This is a genomic window from Salinicola sp. MH3R3-1 (genome assembly GCF_001937155.1).
GTDB classification, from domain to species: domain Bacteria; phylum Pseudomonadota; class Gammaproteobacteria; order Pseudomonadales; family Halomonadaceae; genus Salinicola; species Salinicola halophyticus.
Window position 1 is genome coordinate 36807 of record NZ_MSDP01000009.1, and the last position, 18267, is coordinate 55073.

Here is an 18267-nt window from a genome sequence, read left to right on the forward strand (position 1 = left end):
GAGGCATATTGCGAGGGCTGACTTAAGGAAAAATTATTATTTATAGAATAATATTTGCAGTTCATAAGTGTTATTTAAGCTTAATCTATGTCTAAAAAATCGACGAGCGATAGCCTGACAAGGCAAACCGGCGAGAAAACGGAGTTCACGCGGGATAAATGAGCATGTAATTCGATCCGCTCGTCCTTCGGGCCGTCCTTCGGACGCTCTGAACTTTGTTCAGCGAGTCGATTTTTGACGCCGTGTGGGTGAGCGCAGGCATTTTCAGACAAAGCGTGGATAGAAATTGACAATGATCTTGCTGGTGGTCGACTCTTGAAAAGAAAAAGACGGGCTGCGACTCAGCGGCATGGCCGGTCTTCATCATTTCTGATCGATAAGGCGCTCTTCAGAATGTCTGAACTAGAGTCGTGGTCACAATACCGCGACGGACAAAGCTGATGCTTGAGCACTTCACAGGTTTTGTGACCGATATCGCATCGCGATATGCGCTACTCACCTATATCGTGGTGGGCTTATCCGCACTGCTGGAAGCGATGCCCGTGATCGGCACGCTGTTCCCGGGGTCGATGCTGATTGCGGCTTTGAGTGCGCTGGCCAGTTCCGGGACGTTGGGAATGTTGCCACTCGTTGTCTCGGCCATCATGGGCGCCATTGCCGGTGATGGCCTCTCTTTCTGGATAGGCTCCCATTACCCCTCTCAGATCGCCCGAATATGGCCAATTAGCCGCTACCCGCATTGGCTGACCCAGGCCGAGTCGTTGTTCAACCGGCATGGCGGCAAAAGCGTCTTCGCGGCGCGATTCGTGCAAGGGCCCCGCGCTTTTGTTCCGTTGGTGGCCGGCATGAGTCGGATGCCCGCTAACCGGTTCTACGCGGTCAATATCGCCTCCGCATTGATCTGGGCCCCCAGCCACGTGCTCGCCGGCATATTCCTCGGTACCTCATTGCAGATCCTTGCACAGATCGGCGGCCGTCTGGCCGTGCTGGCGGGGGTGATCGCCGCGTTGGCATGGGCGATTCTATGGATAAGCCGTCGAATCCTGACGCCCTACGGACAACAGGCTTTATCGAAGGCCCAGAAGGGTCTGGCGCGCCGGGCTCGGAGCCCGAGGACACCGGCAGGTCGATACCTGGCACGAATGGCTCACTCGGCAAGCGGCATGCAAACACTGACTATCGTGGCCTTGCTGACGATGCTCGGATGCCTATGGGTGTTTGCCGGTCTGCTCGAGGACCTGGTGACAAAAGAGCCCCTGGTCCAAGCCAACCAGGCCATCTTCCATGCCCTGCAGGCCCTGCGTTCCCAGTGGGGCGACCGTGTGATGCTGGTGATCACGGAGATGGGAGATGGCTTCGTTACCACGACACTGACCTTGACGATAGCAGCCTGGCTATTGAGCAGGCGGGCTTGGCGCAGCACCTGCTATTGGCTGCTGGCGTTGGCAGGGGCGGCTCTGTTCACACCGGGCATCAAAGCTTGGGTGCAATGGCCGCGACCGACCGCCAATCTTTACAGCGGTTGGGAGCTCTTTTCCTTTCCCAGCGGCCACGCCACCATCAATGCCGTCTTGTACGGTTTTCTGGCTTATCTTATCGCTCGCGATCTGTCGGCCAGCTTGCGGAGCTGGGTGATCGGGGCCGCGTGTCTCTGGGTGTCGATGATTGCCTTTTCCCGACTTTACCTCGGCGCCCACTGGTTCGCCGACGTCGTGGCGGGCATGGCCATCGGCACCGCCTGGGCGATTCTCGTCGCGATCTTTCATCAACGGCATGAGACGAAGCGCGTGGAGGCAAAGGGCCTCGCTGCCGTCCTGTTGATCACGCTGACGATCGCATTGCCCTACCATGTCTTTCGGCAACTCGACCTCGATCGTAAACGGTATACCCCCGAGACCGCGGATCAATCGATCAGCTGGCAGCAGTGGTGGCATGGCAGCGCTCCAGGCATCCCGACACATCGCGTCGATCTGGCCGGTGAGGTGGAAGAGCCGCTGGGACTGCAGTGGGCCGGGAGCCTCGACGCCCTGGGCCGAGCGCTGAGTCGCCAAGGATGGCATGTCAATACGCCCTGGACGTTCGAAAACACTCTGGCGTGGCTAACTCCGGAGGCTGGCGAAACATTCTTACCCGTCCTACCTCGCCTTGATGACGGACACCCTCCTTCCCTGAGCGCATCGCTCGCATTGCAGGGAAGTTCCACACAGAGATTAGTCATTCGAATGTGGCCCACCTCGTTCCGGCTAACGAACGTGGGCAAATCGACAGACGTCCCTTTGTGGAACGGTTCTCTGCGCTTACAGACGCGTAGAACAGTCCTTGAATGGATCTCTTGGGAGCAAGATGAAAAAGCCCCCACATCTATGCAGAAAATGTTATTTCAAACCTTGCAAAATAGCGCAACGGTTAAGCTCAAACGATTGAATGACAACGAAGCGAGCGACATTATCGTGGGGCATGCGGTCCCGAACAGAGCAAAGACAACGCCGAGTCGTCAGCATCCAGTTTCTCAGGCACTGCCCACCCTGATCCACGAACCCGACTAGTGCGCGACCCGAATTACCACTTGCCGAATCGGCCGGACTGACCCACCATACTGTATATAAATACAGTTTTCGAGGCCAGCCACAGGAGTCGCTGCCATGTCGTCTCCCTCTCGCCCTTCCCGGCCCATCAAGGGCCGCGGGGCGACCTACAATCCCGACAACCGTTTCCAACCGACTCACAGCATCGCGGAAGACGACGGTTGGTGGCAGGAAGGGGTGCCTGGCCGGATCGCCACCCAGGTTCAGCTCGAGGCGCCACGCTCGGCGCTTTCCTGGAATCAGTCGCCGGACCTCGGCTTCGACCGCTCGCTCAATCCCTATCGCGGCTGCGAGCACGGCTGCATCTACTGCTATGCCCGTCCTAGCCACGCCTACTGGGACTTGTCTCCCGGCATTGATTTCGAGACGCGCCTGATCGCCAAGACCGGCATGACGGATCGCCTGCGTGAGGAGCTGTGCAACCCCGGGTATGTCTGCCGGCCGATCAATCTTTCCGGCAATACCGACTGCTACCAGCCGATCGAGGCACAACATGGCACGACGCGTTCGTTGCTGGAACTGCTGCTGGCGTGCCGTCATCCGGTCACGCTGGTGACCAAAAGCGCGCTGATTCTGCGCGATCGTGAACTGCTTGCCGAGATGGCTCGTCACCGTCTGGTCAGGGTGTTTATCAGCCTTACCTCGCTCGACAACGAATTGAAACGCACCCTGGAGCCGCGGACGGCCTCGCCAGCGGCGCGGCTCAAGATCATTCGAGAACTGCATGACGCCGGGGTGCCGGTCGGCGTGCTGATGGCGCCGGTGATCCCCGCCATCAACGACAGCGAAATCGAAACCCTTCTGCACCGAGCCGCCGAGGCTGGCGCCCGCACCGCCAGCTGGACGCTGTTGCGATTGCCAAGAGAAGTCTCTCCGCTGTTCGAGGCCTGGTTGGAGGAGCACTATCCGGAACGGGCAGGCAAGGTGATGAGCCTGATCCGCCAATCTCGCGGCGGTGAAAACAACGACAGCCGCTTTGGCCACCGCATGCGGGGCAACGGAATATTCGTGGACATGATCGGCCAGCGTTTTCGCCGCACGGCCTTACGCCTGGGTCTGGAACGACGCGCGGAAGCGGGCTTGGATACCACGCAATTCCGAGCACCTCACGCCCAGCAGGATCTGTTCGGTTAATCCGGTAGCCGGGTCATTACTTTCCTTGGTACGCCTCGTCCTTGACCTTCTCCATCCACGTTACCGGACTTCCATCGATCGATTCCTGAATCGCGATATGCGTCATCGCGACCTCGGGTGACGCCCCATGCCAATGCTTTTCGCCTGCGGAGAACCAGACGACGTCACCTGGGCGAATTTCCTCGATAGGGCCGCCTTCACGCTGAACTCTTCCCAATCCCGCCGTCACGATCAACGTCTGCCCTGCGGGATGGGTATGCCAAGCCGTGCGCGCGCTAGGTTCGAAAGTCACGGCGGCGCCACTGGTGCGTCCTGGCGCTTCGGCGCTGAACAACGGATCGATGCGCACCGTGCCCGTGAAATAATCCTCAGCACCTGGTCTCGACGGCTGAGATCCCGCTCGATTGATTTTCAATGGCTTTTTCTCCACGAAGCTGAACGATAAAGTGGCATGTCTGTACTGCTACATTAGCAGTTGATATGAAGCGCTTGCGCAAGCGTTTATTGGTTGCACCTATAAAGCAGCCTCTGGATAGGCTTTAGCTTCAGAACGCTCATTGATCGACGTGGTAGCCTTAGTTACATCTGGAGCGCCGGATTTCCGGCGGCTGACGGAATTCGATGACGCGTCCACTCCAGGCATTCACCTCTCTCCATACAGTTTAAGCTTTCGTTAAGCTTAGCCCGCGACCATTGGCACCATACCGCTCCTGCTTTCTTCGGCTGCCAGTGGGTCAAACCTGGTTTGAGCTTCACAAGCAATACGTCCATAAAGACAGATAGTTTCATCGCCAGGAAATAGTTGCCCATGCACTCGTCTCTTCATCAACCCAGCACTCAAATCGGCCCCGCCAGTCATTCCCTCGGCCATTCGTCCGATCATTCACCCATTCATTCGCCGTTGCTGTCGGTGTTGATTCCGGCCAAGGACGAGGTCGGCAATCTCCCCGGCCTGCTCGACGAGATCAGTCTGGCGCTTGCAGACGTCGATCATGAAGTGATCGTGGTCGACGATGCCTCGACGGACGGCACCTGGGAAATACTGACACAGCGCGCGGCTCGAGATTCCCGCGTACGTCCGTTGCGGCATGCTAAAAGTGCAGGCCAGAGCACATCTGTCTGGCAGGCGGCGTGGGCAGCACGCGGCACCTGGCTGGGTACGCTGGACGGCGATGGCCAGAACGATCCGGCGGATCTGCCCAGCCTGTTTGCGCGCGCCCAGCAAGGCGACGTAATGCTGGTGGCGGGCCATCGCACCAATCGCCGCGACGACTGGCTCAAACGCATTTCTTCCAAGGTCGCCAATCACGTCCGCTCGGCTTTGCTCGACGACGCGACGCCGGATACCGGTTGCGGTCTCAAGGTGATCCGCCGCGATGCCTTCGTCTCGCTACCCTATTTCGACCATATGCACCGATTCCTGCCGGCACTGGTTCGGGCTCAGGGTGGTACCTGCGTCTCCGTTGCGGTCAATCACCGCCCTCGCGGCACGGGCGAGTCGCACTACGGTCTCAACAATCGGCTATGGGTGGGCATCGTGGACATGATCGGCGTCATGTGGCTGCGTCGACGTAGCCGGTTGCCGGCGGCGCTCGTCGACACGCCCACGCCGGCGACCGAGGCGAACGAAAATGGGACGGACGCGAACAGGGAGGCACCAGCATCATGAATCAGGAGTGGCTGTGGGTCGCTATCGGCTTCGTCGGTCAGGCACTGTTCTCGGCGCGCTTCGTCATCCAGTGGCTCGCCAGCGAACGCGCCAGACGCAGCATCATTCCGGTCGCCTTCTGGTTCTTCAGCCTGGGCGGTGGCGCAACGCTGCTCGCCTACGCCATCTATCGTCGCGATCCGGTGTTTATTGCCGGCCAGGGCTCCGGTTTGATCATCTATATTCGCAATCTGATGCTGATTCGACGCGAGAAACGCCAGACGGATTCCACCAAAAGCGCGCTTTCCAAAGACGTCTCGAACTCCTGAACGGAACTTTTCATTCCATGCGCCAACCCACGTATCAGCCCATGCGACGCTTCTGGACCAACCCGTCACAGGCGCACTATCGGCGTGCCTGGTTCCTATTGTTGCTGATGGCCATCGTGCTGCTGGGTATCGGCATCGGTCTGCGTGATCCGTGGCCGGCCGACGAGCCGCGTTTCGCGCTCAATGCGCTGGAAATGCTGCGCACCGGGCAGTTCTGGTTTCCCCACCGCGGCGGCGAACTCTACCCGGATAAACCGCCGGTGTTCATGTGGGCGTCAGCGCTAAGCATCTGGCTCACCGGCTCCGTGCGCTGGGGCTTTCTGATACCCACAACGCTGGCCGGCCTCGGCACCCTGCTCCTGGTCGTCGATCTGTGTCGGCGCCTGCACGGCCGACGCGTCGCGCTGCTCTCGGGCCTGGCTCTGCTGACGGCCTTTCAGTTCGTGCTGCAGGCCAAAACGGCACAGATCGACATGATGCTGACGTTCTGCACGACGTTGGCGACTTACGGGCTGTTGCGCCACGCGCTACTCGGGCCTGCCAGGGGCTGGTGGCTGATCGGTTGGGCGGCGATGGGTCTCGGCATCATCACCAAAGGCGTCGGTATTCTCCCACTGACGCTATTGCCGGCCTGGCTATGGCTAGGCTATTCAAGCGATTTTCGCAAAAACGCTCGCGGGCAAATCACACGCCTCAAACTCAAGGATGCCATTCAGGGCATCGCCGTCATGCTGCTATGCGTTGCCGCCTGGGCGGTGCCGATGACCGTCATGGCGACATGGGGCGACGATCCCTCTCTGGCCGCGTATCGCGACAATATCCTGTTCAAGCAGACCGGCCAGCGCTATGCCGACTCCTGGGCTCATCTCGAACCCTGGTACTACTACCTGCTCGAAGTGCTTCCCTGGGCATGGATGCCGCTGATTCTCGCGTTTCCTTGGACGATTCCAGCCTGGTGGCGACGACTGCGTCGGCCCGACGCACGCATTCTGCTGCCGCTCAGCTCGGTCATTCTGATCGTGATCTTCTTTTCCCTGTCGCCGGGCAAGCGCGGCGTCTACATGCTGCCGACCGTGCCGTTGCTGGTGATGGCAATGGCGCCTTTGCTGCCCGGCCTGCTGCGCAAGAGGCGTCTGCACTGGCTGGGGTTCGGCCTGCTCGCGTTACTCGGCGGTCTCGTGTTGGTCGCCGGTGTCCTGGGTGCCATCGGCGTGCCGGCAATCACTCGAGCCGCCGAACATCACGACGTCTCGCCGTGGGCCTGGTGGATCGTGATCGGCGGCGTTGGCATGGGGCTGCTGGTCTGGGCGCGACCCCGTCGCGGGCTGTGGGCGGTGGCCAGTTGGCTAGTGGTTTTCTGGATCAGCTGGTCGACCTGGGGCTATGCGTTACAGGATCACGCCCGCTCGCCACGCGACATGATGGCCCATGTCGAATCGATCACCGGCGCTGGCGTCTGGTTGGCGATGCCGGATTATGACGAAGAATTTTTACTGCAGTCGCGTCAGCCCAGCATCCAGTTCGGTGACCGGACGCCGGCGAGCGATCAGTTTCGGCGGGCTTTCGCCTGGCTGCAGCAGGATGACAACCGCTGGATGTTCGCCATGGAACGACAAGCCGAAGATTACGATTGCATCGACCGAGGCCAGGTTCACGACCTGGGGATTCAGAATGGCGATGACTGGTGGCTCATTCCAGCGACCGCCGTCGGCCAGTGTCAGGGCAACGTCAACGCAGCGCCGATCTTCGTAGCACCGACCACGCTGCCGGACAATACCGGCAGCGCGCCCCACGTTTGACCATGGTGACTGGCAATCGTGGCAGAAATCCAATGTAGAGAGATACCCGACTCAGCGGCTCAGCGCGTCACGAAACATCGAATCCTGCACCCGGTGAGTGGGTAACGGCGGGCGAGGATCAGTCGATGGGATCCAGCCAATCCAGCCTGACCAACAGGCCGCCTTCCGCCCGGTTGGCGAGCGTCATCGTCAACCGCTGGCGTTCGGCGACCTCCGCCGCAATGGAGAGCCCCAGGCCGCTGCCGCTGATGCGCTGATCGGAAGCGCGTTGGAAACGCTGTTTCACCGACTCCAGCAGCGCTTCGGGAATGCCCGGGCCGGAATCCGCGATGGTCAGCCAGGGATGCCGATCATCGCTGCCCACGGCCACGACCACCGTCCCTTGCGATGGGGTATAGCGCAGCGCGTTGTCCATCAGGTTGCGGATCAGAATCCCCAGTTCGGTGGCATTGCCGGTAACGCTCACCGGCTCGCCTTCGACGATCTCCAGCGTCTGCTGTCGGGACTCGGCCAACGGCCACAGATCGGCGGCCAGATCCATGACCAATGCCGGCAGCGGTACCGATTCCGGAGCCGGCCGTTCGCGGTGAATATCCAGACGAGCCAGCAGCAGCAATTGCTCGACGACGCGTTGCAGACGTTCGATACCGTTGTAGGCCTTGTCCAGCGCCTTGGGCTCTCCGTAGCGTGCGTTGTCGAGATGAATCTTCATGGCGGCCAGCGGGGTTCTCAACTCGTGGGCCGCATCGGCCGTGAAACGCCGCTCGCGCTCGAGTGTCTTGCCCAGACGGTCAATGAAATCGTTGAGCGCACCACGCAAGGTCTGCAATTCTTGCGGCACGCCCACGCGAATCGGACTCAAGTCTTTCTCGTCTCGCGCCTCAACTTGCCGGGATAGATGGTCGATCGGCTTCAAACCTCTCCGAATCAGCCGGGCAATCAGCCAGATAAGGATCGGCAGCGCCAGCAGCAGCGGCACGAAATTGCCGATGGCGACCTTGTTGGAGAGTTCATCCTGAAAGGATTCGCGCAGACCGACGCTGATCCAGCGTCCGTCGTCCACCAGCATGCTGAACACGCGCCAGCGATGACTATCGTATGAAACCCAGCGGTGCCCCTCTTTGACGGGCGCGGGAAACGCCTCGTTTCTTGAATCCCATCGGGCCCCCATCAATATCGGTCGACGGTCGGCATCCCAGAAGCCTACCGACAACATTCGCTCCTCATGATCGTAGAGCTTCGGTTCGGCAACCTGAGAAATGGGGCTGTCGGTCTGGCCATACCAGCGTGCGAAATGCCCGGGCTGAGACAGCTTTTCGGCAACCGCCTGGTACTCCTGTGTCGTCGTTTCGACATCCACCAGCGCCGATACCACACGCGCCTGGAGACTCAGTTGGGCATCGAAGATCTCTTCCATTTCGTGTCGCGTGATCAGATAAGCGGCGGTGACCGCCAGCCCCATGACCATCAGCAGCACACCGACAAGCGTAAAATTGAGATAGCGACGAATCGATGTCATGCCACGCGGCTGTCCAGTCGATAGCCGATGCCTCTGACCGTAGTGATCAAATGCTTGTCGAGCTTGCGGCGCAGATGGTGAACATGAACTTCCAGCGCGTTGGAACCGAGCTCTTCTCCCCAGCCGTAAAGCAGACTTTCCAGTTTGGGACGCGACATGACTTTATCGCGGTTTCTGGCCAGCTCGAGCAGCAGCGCAAACTCGCGCCGAGCGAGCAGAACAGACGCTCCCTTCCAGCTGACTTCATGCTCGGCCTCGTTGATGGTCAACTGACCAATCGACAGCAGCTGAGTCGCCCGGCCTTCGGCGCGACGTGTCACCACGCGCATGCGTGCCAGCAGCTCCTGCAGATCGAACGGCTTGAGCACGTAGTCGTCGGCGCCGGCATCCAGCCCCATGATGCGTTGATCGACCGCATCCCGGGCCGTCAGGATCAGCACCGGCAGCGGGTAGTGGCGCCGAATGCCTTTGAGTACCTCGAGCCCGTCGATGTCCGGCAGACCTAGATCGAGCACGACCAGTGAAAATGGCTCGATGCGCACCGCTTCCAGTGCATCCCGGCCTTTCATCAACCAGTCCACCACGTAGCCTTCCCGGATCAGGGCAGTCCGGATGCCATCCCCCAACAGGGGGTCGTCTTCCACCAACAATACGCGCATTGCGGTTTCCGTCTTCGTTGGGTGTCTTTATCGTTCGCCGTCGTTTGCTGGCATCGTCCGTCTGCGTCGTTCGTCTGCGTCACGCCGCCGAGGATCTCGCAGGGATCTTGCCCGTTTAACGCATTGAGACACACCCACCTTAACGGTTTCTTATTGTTCATATCGCTTGTCGAGATCTTGACACCAATACCGTTCCTGCACCATTTGGCCTACGACTTGTCTCGATAATGTTTCGTTAAGCCAACGCCCTCACAGTAGCGTTTCACCCGTCTGTTGGGACGCGATCGCGTGATTATCACTCGCCAGTTTTCGCACTCTCTCACTCACTTGCGGTGGGAAACCCGATATCGCGACACTGCCGTCATCGTACTGCTCTGGTTGATAGCGCTCGCCGGCGCACTGGCAAAGCCGTTGATGCCGATCGACGAAACACGCTACGTCTCGGTTGCCTGGGAGATGTGGCATGCCCATTCGCTGTGGCTACCGCTGATGAACGGGGAGCCCTATGCCGACAAGCCGCCGCTGCTGTTCTGGCTGATCCAGTCGGGGTGGTCGCTGTTCGGGGTCAACGCCTGGTGGCCGAAGCTGATCTCCCCGCTGGCGTCGCTGATCGCGATGACGCATCTCTACCGCATCGCCCGCCGGCTGGGTTACCCCGGCAGTCAGGCGAGGCTGGCGCCAATGGCGCTGATGGCGATGTTGATGTGGAATCTCTACAGCGGCGCGCTGATGTTCGACATCCTGCTCAGCGCGTGTCTGCTGGGGGCGATCGCCCCATTGGTCGCAGGCCAGTTGACGTTACGCAAGGCCATCATCAGCGGGCTGTGGCTGGGCCTGGCACTGCTCGCCAAGGGGCCGGCCGTGTTCGTAACGCTCGGGCCGATTCTTCTGACGATCCCATTGTGGCGAGCCTCACCGTTGGGCCCACCCGGACGGCGTCATCTCGCCCTGGCGCTGACACTGGGACTCACCATGGTGCTGGCCTGGGCCCTGCCCGCGGCCTGGCTGGGCGGTCGCGACTACGCTCAGGACCTGCTCTGGGGGCAGAGCGTAGACCGCCTGCAACAGGCGATGGCACACGCTCGACCGACCTGGTGGTATCTGCCATGGCTCGCGCTGCTCGCGTTCCCCTGGACGCTATGGCCAAGCGCATGGCCTCGACTGCCGCGCCACCGCCATCAGCGCCTGGCCTGGATCTGGCTAGGCTGCCCGCTGGTCATTTTTTCGCTCATCAGCGGCAAGCAGATTCACTACCTGATGCCACTGCTGCCGGCGTTGGCGCTCCTGATCATGGATCGCCTCGGCAGCATCGATTGCCGTGCACGCCTTCGTGGTCACCTGCCCGCACTGGCCATTGGCCTGCTAGGCGCGGCAGTTTTGGTTCTGATGATCTTTGGCACGGGCGCAGTGAGTCGCGCGATGTTCTCCCCCTTTGGGGCTATTGCCCTGATCGCCTGGGCAACCCTTCTCTGGCATCGACACTGGCTTGGTGCCCCTCAAGCGACTCGCAATCTGGCACTCGGTACCGGTATCGCTGTGCTGATCACCACCCAACTGATGCTGTCGCCCCTCTGGAGCCGCTACGACGTTACCGCGCCCGCTCGGCTGATGGCACGCCTGGAGCACGAGGGGATTCCCGTTGCCTTCAATGGAAATAGCTACCAGGCGACCTTTCAGTTCGCGGGCCGATTGCGCGAGCCCCTGATCACGCTGAACGGCACATCGGCAGATCTATGTCGCTTTCAATACCACATGCCGGAGGGCTGGGTCGTCGGCCGTGATCGCGATCTCCGTTCGTTGATGGACGCCACCACCTTCGCTCACACCTTCCCTTACCGCGGCGGCCAACTGGATGTGATACCCGTCTCCGCCCTATCCTTCGATAGGCAGCCATTGGCCTGTGGTGACCAGAGTCCAGCGCCCGTTCGCCGGCTCGATCAGTAATGGATACATCAAGGACATAAACCTGCATGAAAATCCTCGTTACCGGCGCGGCCGGATTCATCGGCTTTCATCTTGCCAGCCGTCTCGCCTGCGACGGCCATCGCGTCGTCGCGCTCGACAATCTCAACGACTACTACGCCGTCTCGCTGAAACAAGCGCGGGTGGAGCAGCTCCACGGGGTACCGTTCCACCGCATCGATATCGCCGATCTGGCTTCGCTTGAAGCGCTGTTTGCCCGCGAACGTTTCACTCACGTCGTCAATCTTGCTGCCCAGGCCGGCGTACGTCATTCGGTCGAGCACCCACACGAATACGGCCACAGCAACCTGACCGGCTTTCTCAACCTGCTCGACGTGTGCAAGCGTCATGCCGTCGAGCACCTGCTCTACGCCTCTTCCAGTTCGGTCTATGGCCGTCAGAAGAGCCTGCCGTTTCGGGAATCCGATCCGGTGGATCAACCGGCTTCGATCTACGCCGCGACCAAACGCGCCAACGAGATGATGGCCTACAGCTACGCTGACCTGCACCGGCTGCCCTCGACCGGCATGCGCTTCTTCACGGTTTACGGCCCCTGGGGTCGCCCGGACATGGCGCCATGCCTGTTTGCCGCCAGCCTGCTACGCGGCGAGCCGATCGATATTTTCAACCATGGTCGCATGGCCAGGGACTTCACCTACATCGACGACGTCGTCGAATGCATCGTGCGGTTGCTGCCCCATCCCCCCACCGTGGACGCCGAGCGCAGCGCGCCTCACGACATCTACAATCTGGGACGCGGCAAGCCAATCGCCCTGCTCGACTTCGTCGCCACGCTGGAAGCCCGGCTGGGCGTCACCGCCACCAAGCACTTCAGACAGATGCAGCCGGGCGATATGGAGCGCACCTGGGCGGACACCCGCAAGCTGCAATCGGTCATTCACTACACGCCTCAGGTTTCGCTGGAGCGGGGCATCGATCGCTTCGTGGATTGGCTGCTCGACTATCGCGAGCTGCTGCTGGAATCCATGGCCGTCTGATTCAAGTACTGCAGCACGGTGCCAACGGTCGTCGAACGGGAGGCGTTGGCGTAGCATCGGGCCATGCCATCCCGAATCACGAGCCCGTCCATGTCACTCAGCAAGACCCGTACCAGTTTCTACCGCCGCCTTTACGTGGCCCATCTGATCGATGCCGGCCTGGCAGAGAGCGTGCCGGCCATCGTCGAGATCAGCGGCATGCCCCGGCGCACCGCACAGGACACGCTGGCCGCGCTGGCCGAACTCGACATCGTCTGTGAATTCGAACAGACCGCTGGCGAGCGTCACCATATCGGCCGCTACGTGATCCGCGACTGGGGACCGATTTCATCGGATTGGGTAACCCGACACGCCGCCGAGATCGCCGGCGCGCTGGGGTATCCGCTACCCGCTTCCTGATCCACACGGCTCTCGCCTATCCAGCCGCACTCGCCAACTCTCGGAGCCCAGCCATGAGTGATCGCCAGCAGCGTCATCAGCAAGCCATGCAGAAACTCAAATCTCACGTCGACGACAAGGTCGCTGCCGCCACCGAGCAGCGCGGTCAGCTGCTGGTGTTCACCGGCAACGGCAAGGGCAAGACTACCGCAGCCTGGGGTACCGTCACCCGCGCGCTGGGTTACGGCTATCGGGTCGGCGTGATCCAGTTCATCAAGGGGCTATGGGAGTGCGGTGAGCGCGAACGACTGATCGACGATACCCATCTCGACGTTCACATCATGGCCACGGGGTTCACCTGGGATACTCAGAACCGCGCCAGCGACACGGCCGCCTGTCTCGAGGTGTGGCTGGAGGCCGAGCGCCTGCTCGCCGATCCCGACGTCTATCTGGTGGTGCTCGACGAGATCACCTACATGCTCAAGTTCGGCTATCTCGAATTCGAGACGGTCAGGCGTGCCATCGCCAATCGGCCGCAGGAACAGAGCGTGATCGTGACCGGACGCAACGCCCACCGCGAGCTGGTCGACATGGCCGATACCGTGACCGAAATGCAGGACACCAAGCATGCCTTTAATGCGGGATTGCAGGCCCGCCGAGGCATCGACTACTAAAGCCTAGAGCAATGAGCCACGAGCCACGGGCTAAGAGCCAAGGGCCGCGGCTCGAGAGCCAAGAGCGACGAGACGCGGCCAGGAATTCCGTTTCCGCTATCGACTCGTCGGCTATCGGATCGTGTCGGCAAGCGCCCGACACACCTGGCGCACGGCCTGGATCATGCGCGGCGCGGGACGGCTGATCGCGTCGGGATCCAGCGTGTAGAGCGCGCCGTCGCGTACCGCCGGCAATTCATCGTGACTTGTCCAGAACGCCTGCCAGCGATCGTCGTTGCCGGCTGCCAGAATGACCTCTGGCTGCGCTTCGACCAGCGACTCCCAGCCGATCTGGGGCACCAGCACCGGCGCATCGTCGAACAGCGGCACGCCACCGCAGTGGCGAATCACCTGAGTGACGATCTGACCGCCGGCCAGGGTGGTCAAGGGCGACTGACCCAACTGATAGAAGACCCGTGGTGCTGGGGAAAGCTGCTGCGACGTGCCTTCCAGCGCTTGTTCGAAATCGGAAGCGGCCTGCTCTCCGGCATCGGAGTGTCCGGTGAGCCGGCCGATATCCCGCAGGTCGTCGGCGATCTGCTCGAGCTTGCGCGGCTCGCTGCGATAGACGGGGATATCCAGGCGTTCGAGCTGCTCGATCAACGATGCCGGCGTACCGCTACCCCAGACCAGCACCAGATCGGGCTGCTTGGCGACGATCAGCTCGAGCGGGATGCCACGATAGCTGCCGACGCGATCGAGCTGCCGGGCCGCGGGTGGGTAATCGCTGCCGTCGATGGCGCCAACCAGTTGCCCGCCTGCGCCGACGGCGTAGCTCAATTCCACCAGGTGCGGCGCCAGCGCGATGATACGCTCGGCGGGCTGTGCCAGCGTCACGCGGCGTCCGCTATCGTCCTCGACGCTGATCGCAGCACCGCTTGCCTCGGCATCGGCTGGCGCCAGCCAACCGACAACGGTCAGCGCCAGTGCTAACGGCGCCAGTCGCCAAAAGCGCGCAAGGCTCGATCGACATGGCAATGGGGAAAGACAGCGCATCATCGGCTCAGTGGCTTGGGATAACGGAGCGAGCGAGCATAGCATGGGAACCGAACGCCGCTGGAGACGTCTATGCAGCGCCCGGCTCTAGCGCAAGCGACGCTTTCAAGTCCCGGTTTTCGATACGTGCCGGCTTTTCGACACCTGCCGGCTTTTCGACACCTGCCGGTCTTTTTAGACGTATCGGTTTTTCGAAAAAGAGGAAATGCCATGTCTTTCGACACGCCTAGCCATCTCCATCAAGTATTCCGCCCGCAAGCTCTGAGTCGCAGTGTCGGCCTGGGCGTTGCTGCCGTACTCGCGACCCTGACGCTGGCCACGCCGGCGCTTGCCGACAAGACGCCCCATCAGATTCACGTCCAGGCCAATGCCACGCTGAATGTGGCCCCGGACCAGGCGACGCTGAATGCGCGCCTGTGGGAACGGACGCCGACCCAGGTTCAGGGCGAGGAGTCTTCCGGTGATAGCGACGCCATCAAGCAAGCGCGAGACCGGCTGGAATCCCGTACCGGCGAGCTGATCCGTACGCTGGAAAACGCCGGCGTCGACAGCAAGAACATTCGCGCCGGTTCGCTCAGCGTACGGCCCGACTATGTCCAGACTGCCGGTCAGGGCGACGACGGCCAGCCGCCCAAGGTGCGAACGCAGGTCGAGCGCTCGGTATCGTTGACGCTCGATGATCTCGACCGGCTGCCGCGCGTTCTCGATGCCTTGACCAGCGCCGGGGTCGACTCCCTCGACGGCGTCAGCTACGGCCTCAAGGACAGCGACGCCGCCGACGATCGGGCGCTCAAGCAGGCTCTCGAACGCGCCCGCCACAAGGCCGAGATGATGGCGGACACGCTGGACGTCGATCTGGGCGATGTCGTCAATATCGAAGAGACCACCGCGCCGCGCTACCAGCCGCAGATGGTGATGCGCGCCGCCGAGGCCGACAGCGGCGCAGGCGCATCGGAGTATCGCAGCGGCGAGATCAACATCGACGCCGGCGTCAGCGTCAGCTGGGAAATCGACGATTGATGACGTAGAGGATGACGATGACGTAGAGGATGTAGTAGATGACGATGAGCGGGGGCGGGCATCGACGCCCGCCCCGCGCAGCTCACATTCGTCGCATCACCCGGGCGAGCACGATCTCCGCGATCAGCGCCAGGGCGAGTATCGCTGCCAGCCAGCGCCAGTCGAACGCCGTCCCCAGTACGCCGAGAGCATCCAGGAACACCATCACGATCGCCAGTGGACAGACGTAACGGATCGCGAATCGCCACAGGGCGTGAACCGCCGAAGGTAGCCCCAGTTCTTCTTTCAGGCTTTCTCCGCGCAACACGAACCCCGCCAGCAGCGCCGTTCCCAGCCCACCCAGCGGCATCAAAAAGCGCGATGTCAAAAAGTCGAGCCAGTCGAAGAAGTGTCGCCCCGCCAGCTTCCAGTCGGCGCCGACGTTGAACGACAGCATCGCCAGCGTGCTCACAACCCACAGCAGAATACCCACACCCCAGGCCGCCCTGACGCGGGACAGGCCGTGACTCTCGTTCAACCACGCCACGGTGGCTTCGATCATCGAGATGGCGGATGTCAGCGCGGCCACGGTGAGCATCAGGAAGAAGATCGTCTCGACCGCGCCGCCCAGCGGCATCTGCTGGAAGGCCAGCGGCAGACTCATGAAGATCAGGCCAGGGCCGGATGCCGGGTCCATGCCGTTGGCGAAGATCACCGGGAAGATCGCCAACCCCGCCATCAGTGCGACCAGAGTGTCGCAGATAGCCACCATCAGCGTGGTACGACCGATGGACTGCCCTGCCGGCAGGTAAGCGCCATAGGTGAGGATGGCACCTGAAGCCAAGGACAAGGTAAAGAAGGCGTGGCCCATCGCGGCCAGCACCGCCTGTCCGGTGAGCTTGCCGGGGTCGAAGGCGAATAGGAAGTGTACCCCGGCGCCGAAACTGCCCGAGAAAACCGCATAGACGATCATTATCACCAGCATGACCACCAGGCCCGGCATCATCCAGCGCACGCTTCGCTCGATGCCCGCCTGTACACCCAGCCCCACGATTGCCATCGTCGCCAACGTGACCAGCGTGCTCCAGAACCCCAGGTTCCAGGGGTTGGCATTGTTGGCGCTGAAGATGGCGGCCATGCCCTCGACGCTATGGGCGGCGAGACCCCCCGTCACCGATTTCCACAGATAGGAGACCGCCCAGCCGGCGACCACCACGTAGAACGACAGAATCATGAAGCCGCACAGCATCGCCATCCATCCCAGCCCCGACCACCATCGGCTGCGCCCGGACTCCCTCGTCACCCTCTGGATCGCGTCGATCGGGCTGCCTCGCCCTCGGCGCCCGAGTGCGATCTCCGCCATCATCACCGGCACGCCGATGGCGGCAATGCACAGCAGATAGACCAGCACGAAAGCGCCGCCGCCATATTCGCCGGTCATGTAGGGGAACTTCCAGATGTTGCCCAGGCCTACCGACGAGCCGGTGGCCGCGAGGACAAAGCCCCAGCGTCCCAGCCACAGATTCTTGGGTGATGCGATTGCGGTCATGCGTCCTCGTCGTTCCAGTAGCTGGCTGGGTCGGGCCGGATCGATGCTCGAACCTGGTCTCGAGCATCGATCCGGCGCAGGGAATCGCCCTTGCCGGTGTCACCCCTGATGAGGAAAACGACCCCTGGCGGGCGATGCGGCGGGGGATTGTAGCGTCGACGCGAGGCATGCGCGACCGCGTCATGGTTGGTACGATGCCGGGGCTTGTGCAAAGCTTGGCGCGCAGCGATGATCCGGCCCGTTCCCCGGGCGGTCCATTCGAGCCCGAGGCGATCCCGATCAGGCTCAGATGTTTTGTTTCGGTCTCTGACAGACCAGACCTCACAAGGAGATTCCGATGTCCCGGCACTTTGCCATTCTGGGGTTGGGCTATTTCGGCAGTACCGTCGCGCGTGAATTGAAACGCCACCAGAATCAGGTGCTGGGAGTCGATGCCGACGAGACCCGTGTCGACGCGCTGTCGGACATTCTCGACCATGCGGTGATTGCCGACCTCACCGACGAGAAGGCGCTGGGCGAGCTGTCGCTGGATGCCTATGACGTAGTGGTGATCGATGTCGACGACAACGTCGAGGCCAGCGTCACCTGCACGCTCCACGTCAAGGAGCTGGGCGCCAAGGAGATCTGGGCCAAGGCGCACTCCGACTCTCACTACAAGCTGCTCAAGCGCCTCGGCGCCGATCGCGTGGTCTATCCGGAATACGATGTCGGCGTGCGCGTGGCAGAAAGCCTCAACTATCACGCCATGGTCGATTTCATCCGGCTCGGTGAACGCCAGTTCATCGTCGAGATCGAAACCACCGAACGCCTGATCGAGAACTGCGCCAGCGTCGCCAATCTGTCGATCGATCGTGATGCGCTGTTCCTGGTCGCCATCAAACGCGGCGAGGAAGTCCTGCGCAATCCCGATGATGACACCCCGCTACGAGTCGGCGACAGTCTGATCCTGATGGGCGACCTGCAGGCGCTGCGCGAAATCGGCAAACAGATATGAATCTC

At 61.5% G+C, this 18267-nt stretch carries 17 protein-coding genes; 11 read left to right on the top strand and 6 right to left on the bottom strand.

Going from position 1 to position 18267, the window contains the following annotated elements:
- The first annotated feature begins 440 nt into the window (after window positions 1–440).
- A complete protein-coding gene (locus BTW08_RS06815) occupies window positions 441–2546 on the top strand; it encodes a bifunctional DedA family/phosphatase PAP2 family protein (protein ID WP_075561774.1) in 2106 nt (701 codons plus the stop codon).
- Between the two features lie 96 nt (window positions 2547–2642).
- Window positions 2643–3719, top strand: a complete 1077-nt coding sequence (locus BTW08_RS06820; protein ID WP_075561775.1) for a PA0069 family radical SAM protein — start codon at window positions 2643–2645, stop codon at window positions 3717–3719.
- A 16-nt stretch (window positions 3720–3735) separates the two neighbouring features.
- On the opposite strand, the gene BTW08_RS06825 is transcribed toward BTW08_RS06820, so the two are convergent.
- Window positions 3736–4134 (bottom strand): cupin domain-containing protein, encoded by a 399-nt coding sequence (locus BTW08_RS06825; protein ID WP_075561776.1) that lies wholly within the window; start codon window positions 4132–4134, stop codon window positions 3736–3738.
- Between the two features lie 164 nt (window positions 4135–4298).
- On the bottom strand, window positions 4299–4529 hold the full coding sequence (locus tag BTW08_RS18895; protein ID WP_139313593.1) for a hypothetical protein: 231 nt from the start codon (window positions 4527–4529) through the stop codon (window positions 4299–4301).
- On the opposite strand from BTW08_RS18895, the gene BTW08_RS06830 reads away from it, so the two are divergent.
- From BTW08_RS06830 to BTW08_RS06840, 3 genes are read left to right on the top strand one after another with little or no spacing between them, the layout of a single operon-like run.
- A complete protein-coding gene (locus tag BTW08_RS06830) occupies window positions 4528–5388 on the top strand; it encodes a glycosyltransferase family 2 protein (protein WP_083627736.1) in 861 nt (286 codons plus the stop codon). The two genes, BTW08_RS18895 and BTW08_RS06830, sit on opposite strands and share 2 nt — an antisense overlap.
- Complete coding sequence (locus BTW08_RS06835; RefSeq protein WP_075561777.1) at window positions 5385–5696, top strand: lipid-A-disaccharide synthase N-terminal domain-containing protein; 312 nt, start codon at window positions 5385–5387, stop codon at window positions 5694–5696. The genes BTW08_RS06830 and BTW08_RS06835 overlap by 4 nt, the downstream gene beginning before the upstream one ends.
- A 17-nt stretch (window positions 5697–5713) precedes the next feature.
- Window positions 5714–7495 (top strand): glycosyltransferase family 39 protein, encoded by a 1782-nt coding sequence (locus tag BTW08_RS06840; RefSeq protein WP_083627737.1) that lies wholly within the window; start codon window positions 5714–5716, stop codon window positions 7493–7495.
- Between the two features lie 118 nt (window positions 7496–7613).
- On the opposite strand, the gene BTW08_RS06845 is transcribed toward BTW08_RS06840, so the two are convergent.
- Window positions 7614–9014 carry an ATP-binding protein gene (locus tag BTW08_RS06845; RefSeq protein WP_075561778.1) on the bottom strand — a complete coding sequence of 467 codons (1401 nt, stop codon included), beginning with the start codon at window positions 9012–9014 and terminating at the stop codon, window positions 7614–7616.
- Entirely contained in the window at window positions 9011–9673 is a 663-nt protein-coding gene (locus BTW08_RS06850; protein WP_075561779.1) for a response regulator transcription factor, read from the bottom strand. Before BTW08_RS06850 ends, BTW08_RS06845 begins: the two co-directional genes overlap by 4 nt.
- 288 nt (window positions 9674–9961) lie before the next feature.
- On the opposite strand from BTW08_RS06850, the gene BTW08_RS06855 reads away from it, so the two are divergent.
- The 4 genes from BTW08_RS06855 (at window position 9962) to cobO (ending at window position 13685) form a co-directional block, all read left to right on the top strand.
- Window positions 9962–11617: a glycosyltransferase family 39 protein gene (locus tag BTW08_RS06855; RefSeq protein ID WP_139313594.1), complete on the top strand. Its 1656-nt coding sequence runs from the start codon at window positions 9962–9964 to the stop codon at window positions 11615–11617.
- Window positions 11618–11643: 26 nt separating this feature from the next.
- A complete protein-coding gene (locus BTW08_RS06860) occupies window positions 11644–12633 on the top strand; it encodes an SDR family NAD(P)-dependent oxidoreductase (RefSeq protein WP_075561781.1) in 990 nt (329 codons plus the stop codon).
- A gap of 90 nt (window positions 12634–12723) precedes the next feature.
- On the top strand, window positions 12724–13032 hold the full coding sequence (locus BTW08_RS06865) for a winged helix-turn-helix domain-containing protein (protein WP_075561782.1): 309 nt from the start codon (window positions 12724–12726) through the stop codon (window positions 13030–13032).
- A 53-nt stretch (window positions 13033–13085) separates the two neighbouring features.
- Window positions 13086–13685 (top strand): cob(I)yrinic acid a,c-diamide adenosyltransferase, encoded by a 600-nt coding sequence (cobO, locus tag BTW08_RS06870; RefSeq protein WP_075561783.1) that lies wholly within the window; start codon window positions 13086–13088, stop codon window positions 13683–13685.
- Between the two features lie 111 nt (window positions 13686–13796).
- On the opposite strand, the gene BTW08_RS06875 is transcribed toward cobO, so the two are convergent.
- Window positions 13797–14720: a cobalamin-binding protein gene (locus BTW08_RS06875; protein WP_075561784.1), complete on the bottom strand. Its 924-nt coding sequence runs from the start codon at window positions 14718–14720 to the stop codon at window positions 13797–13799.
- Window positions 14721–14930: 210 nt separating this feature from the next.
- Between BTW08_RS06875 and BTW08_RS06880 the strand changes: the two genes are divergently transcribed.
- Window positions 14931–15740, top strand: coding sequence for an SIMPL domain-containing protein (locus BTW08_RS06880; RefSeq protein ID WP_075561785.1), 810 nt, complete (start codon window positions 14931–14933; stop codon window positions 15738–15740).
- An 82-nt stretch (window positions 15741–15822) separates the two neighbouring features.
- On the opposite strand, the gene BTW08_RS06885 is transcribed toward BTW08_RS06880, so the two are convergent.
- Entirely contained in the window at window positions 15823–17268 is a 1446-nt protein-coding gene (locus BTW08_RS06885; protein ID WP_075561786.1) for a sodium-dependent transporter, read from the bottom strand.
- A gap of 337 nt (window positions 17269–17605) precedes the next feature.
- Between BTW08_RS06885 and BTW08_RS06890 the strand changes: the two genes are divergently transcribed.
- Complete coding sequence (locus tag BTW08_RS06890; protein WP_075561787.1) at window positions 17606–18262, top strand: TrkA family potassium uptake protein; 657 nt, start codon at window positions 17606–17608, stop codon at window positions 18260–18262.
- Window positions 18263–18267: the final 5 nt, after the last annotated feature.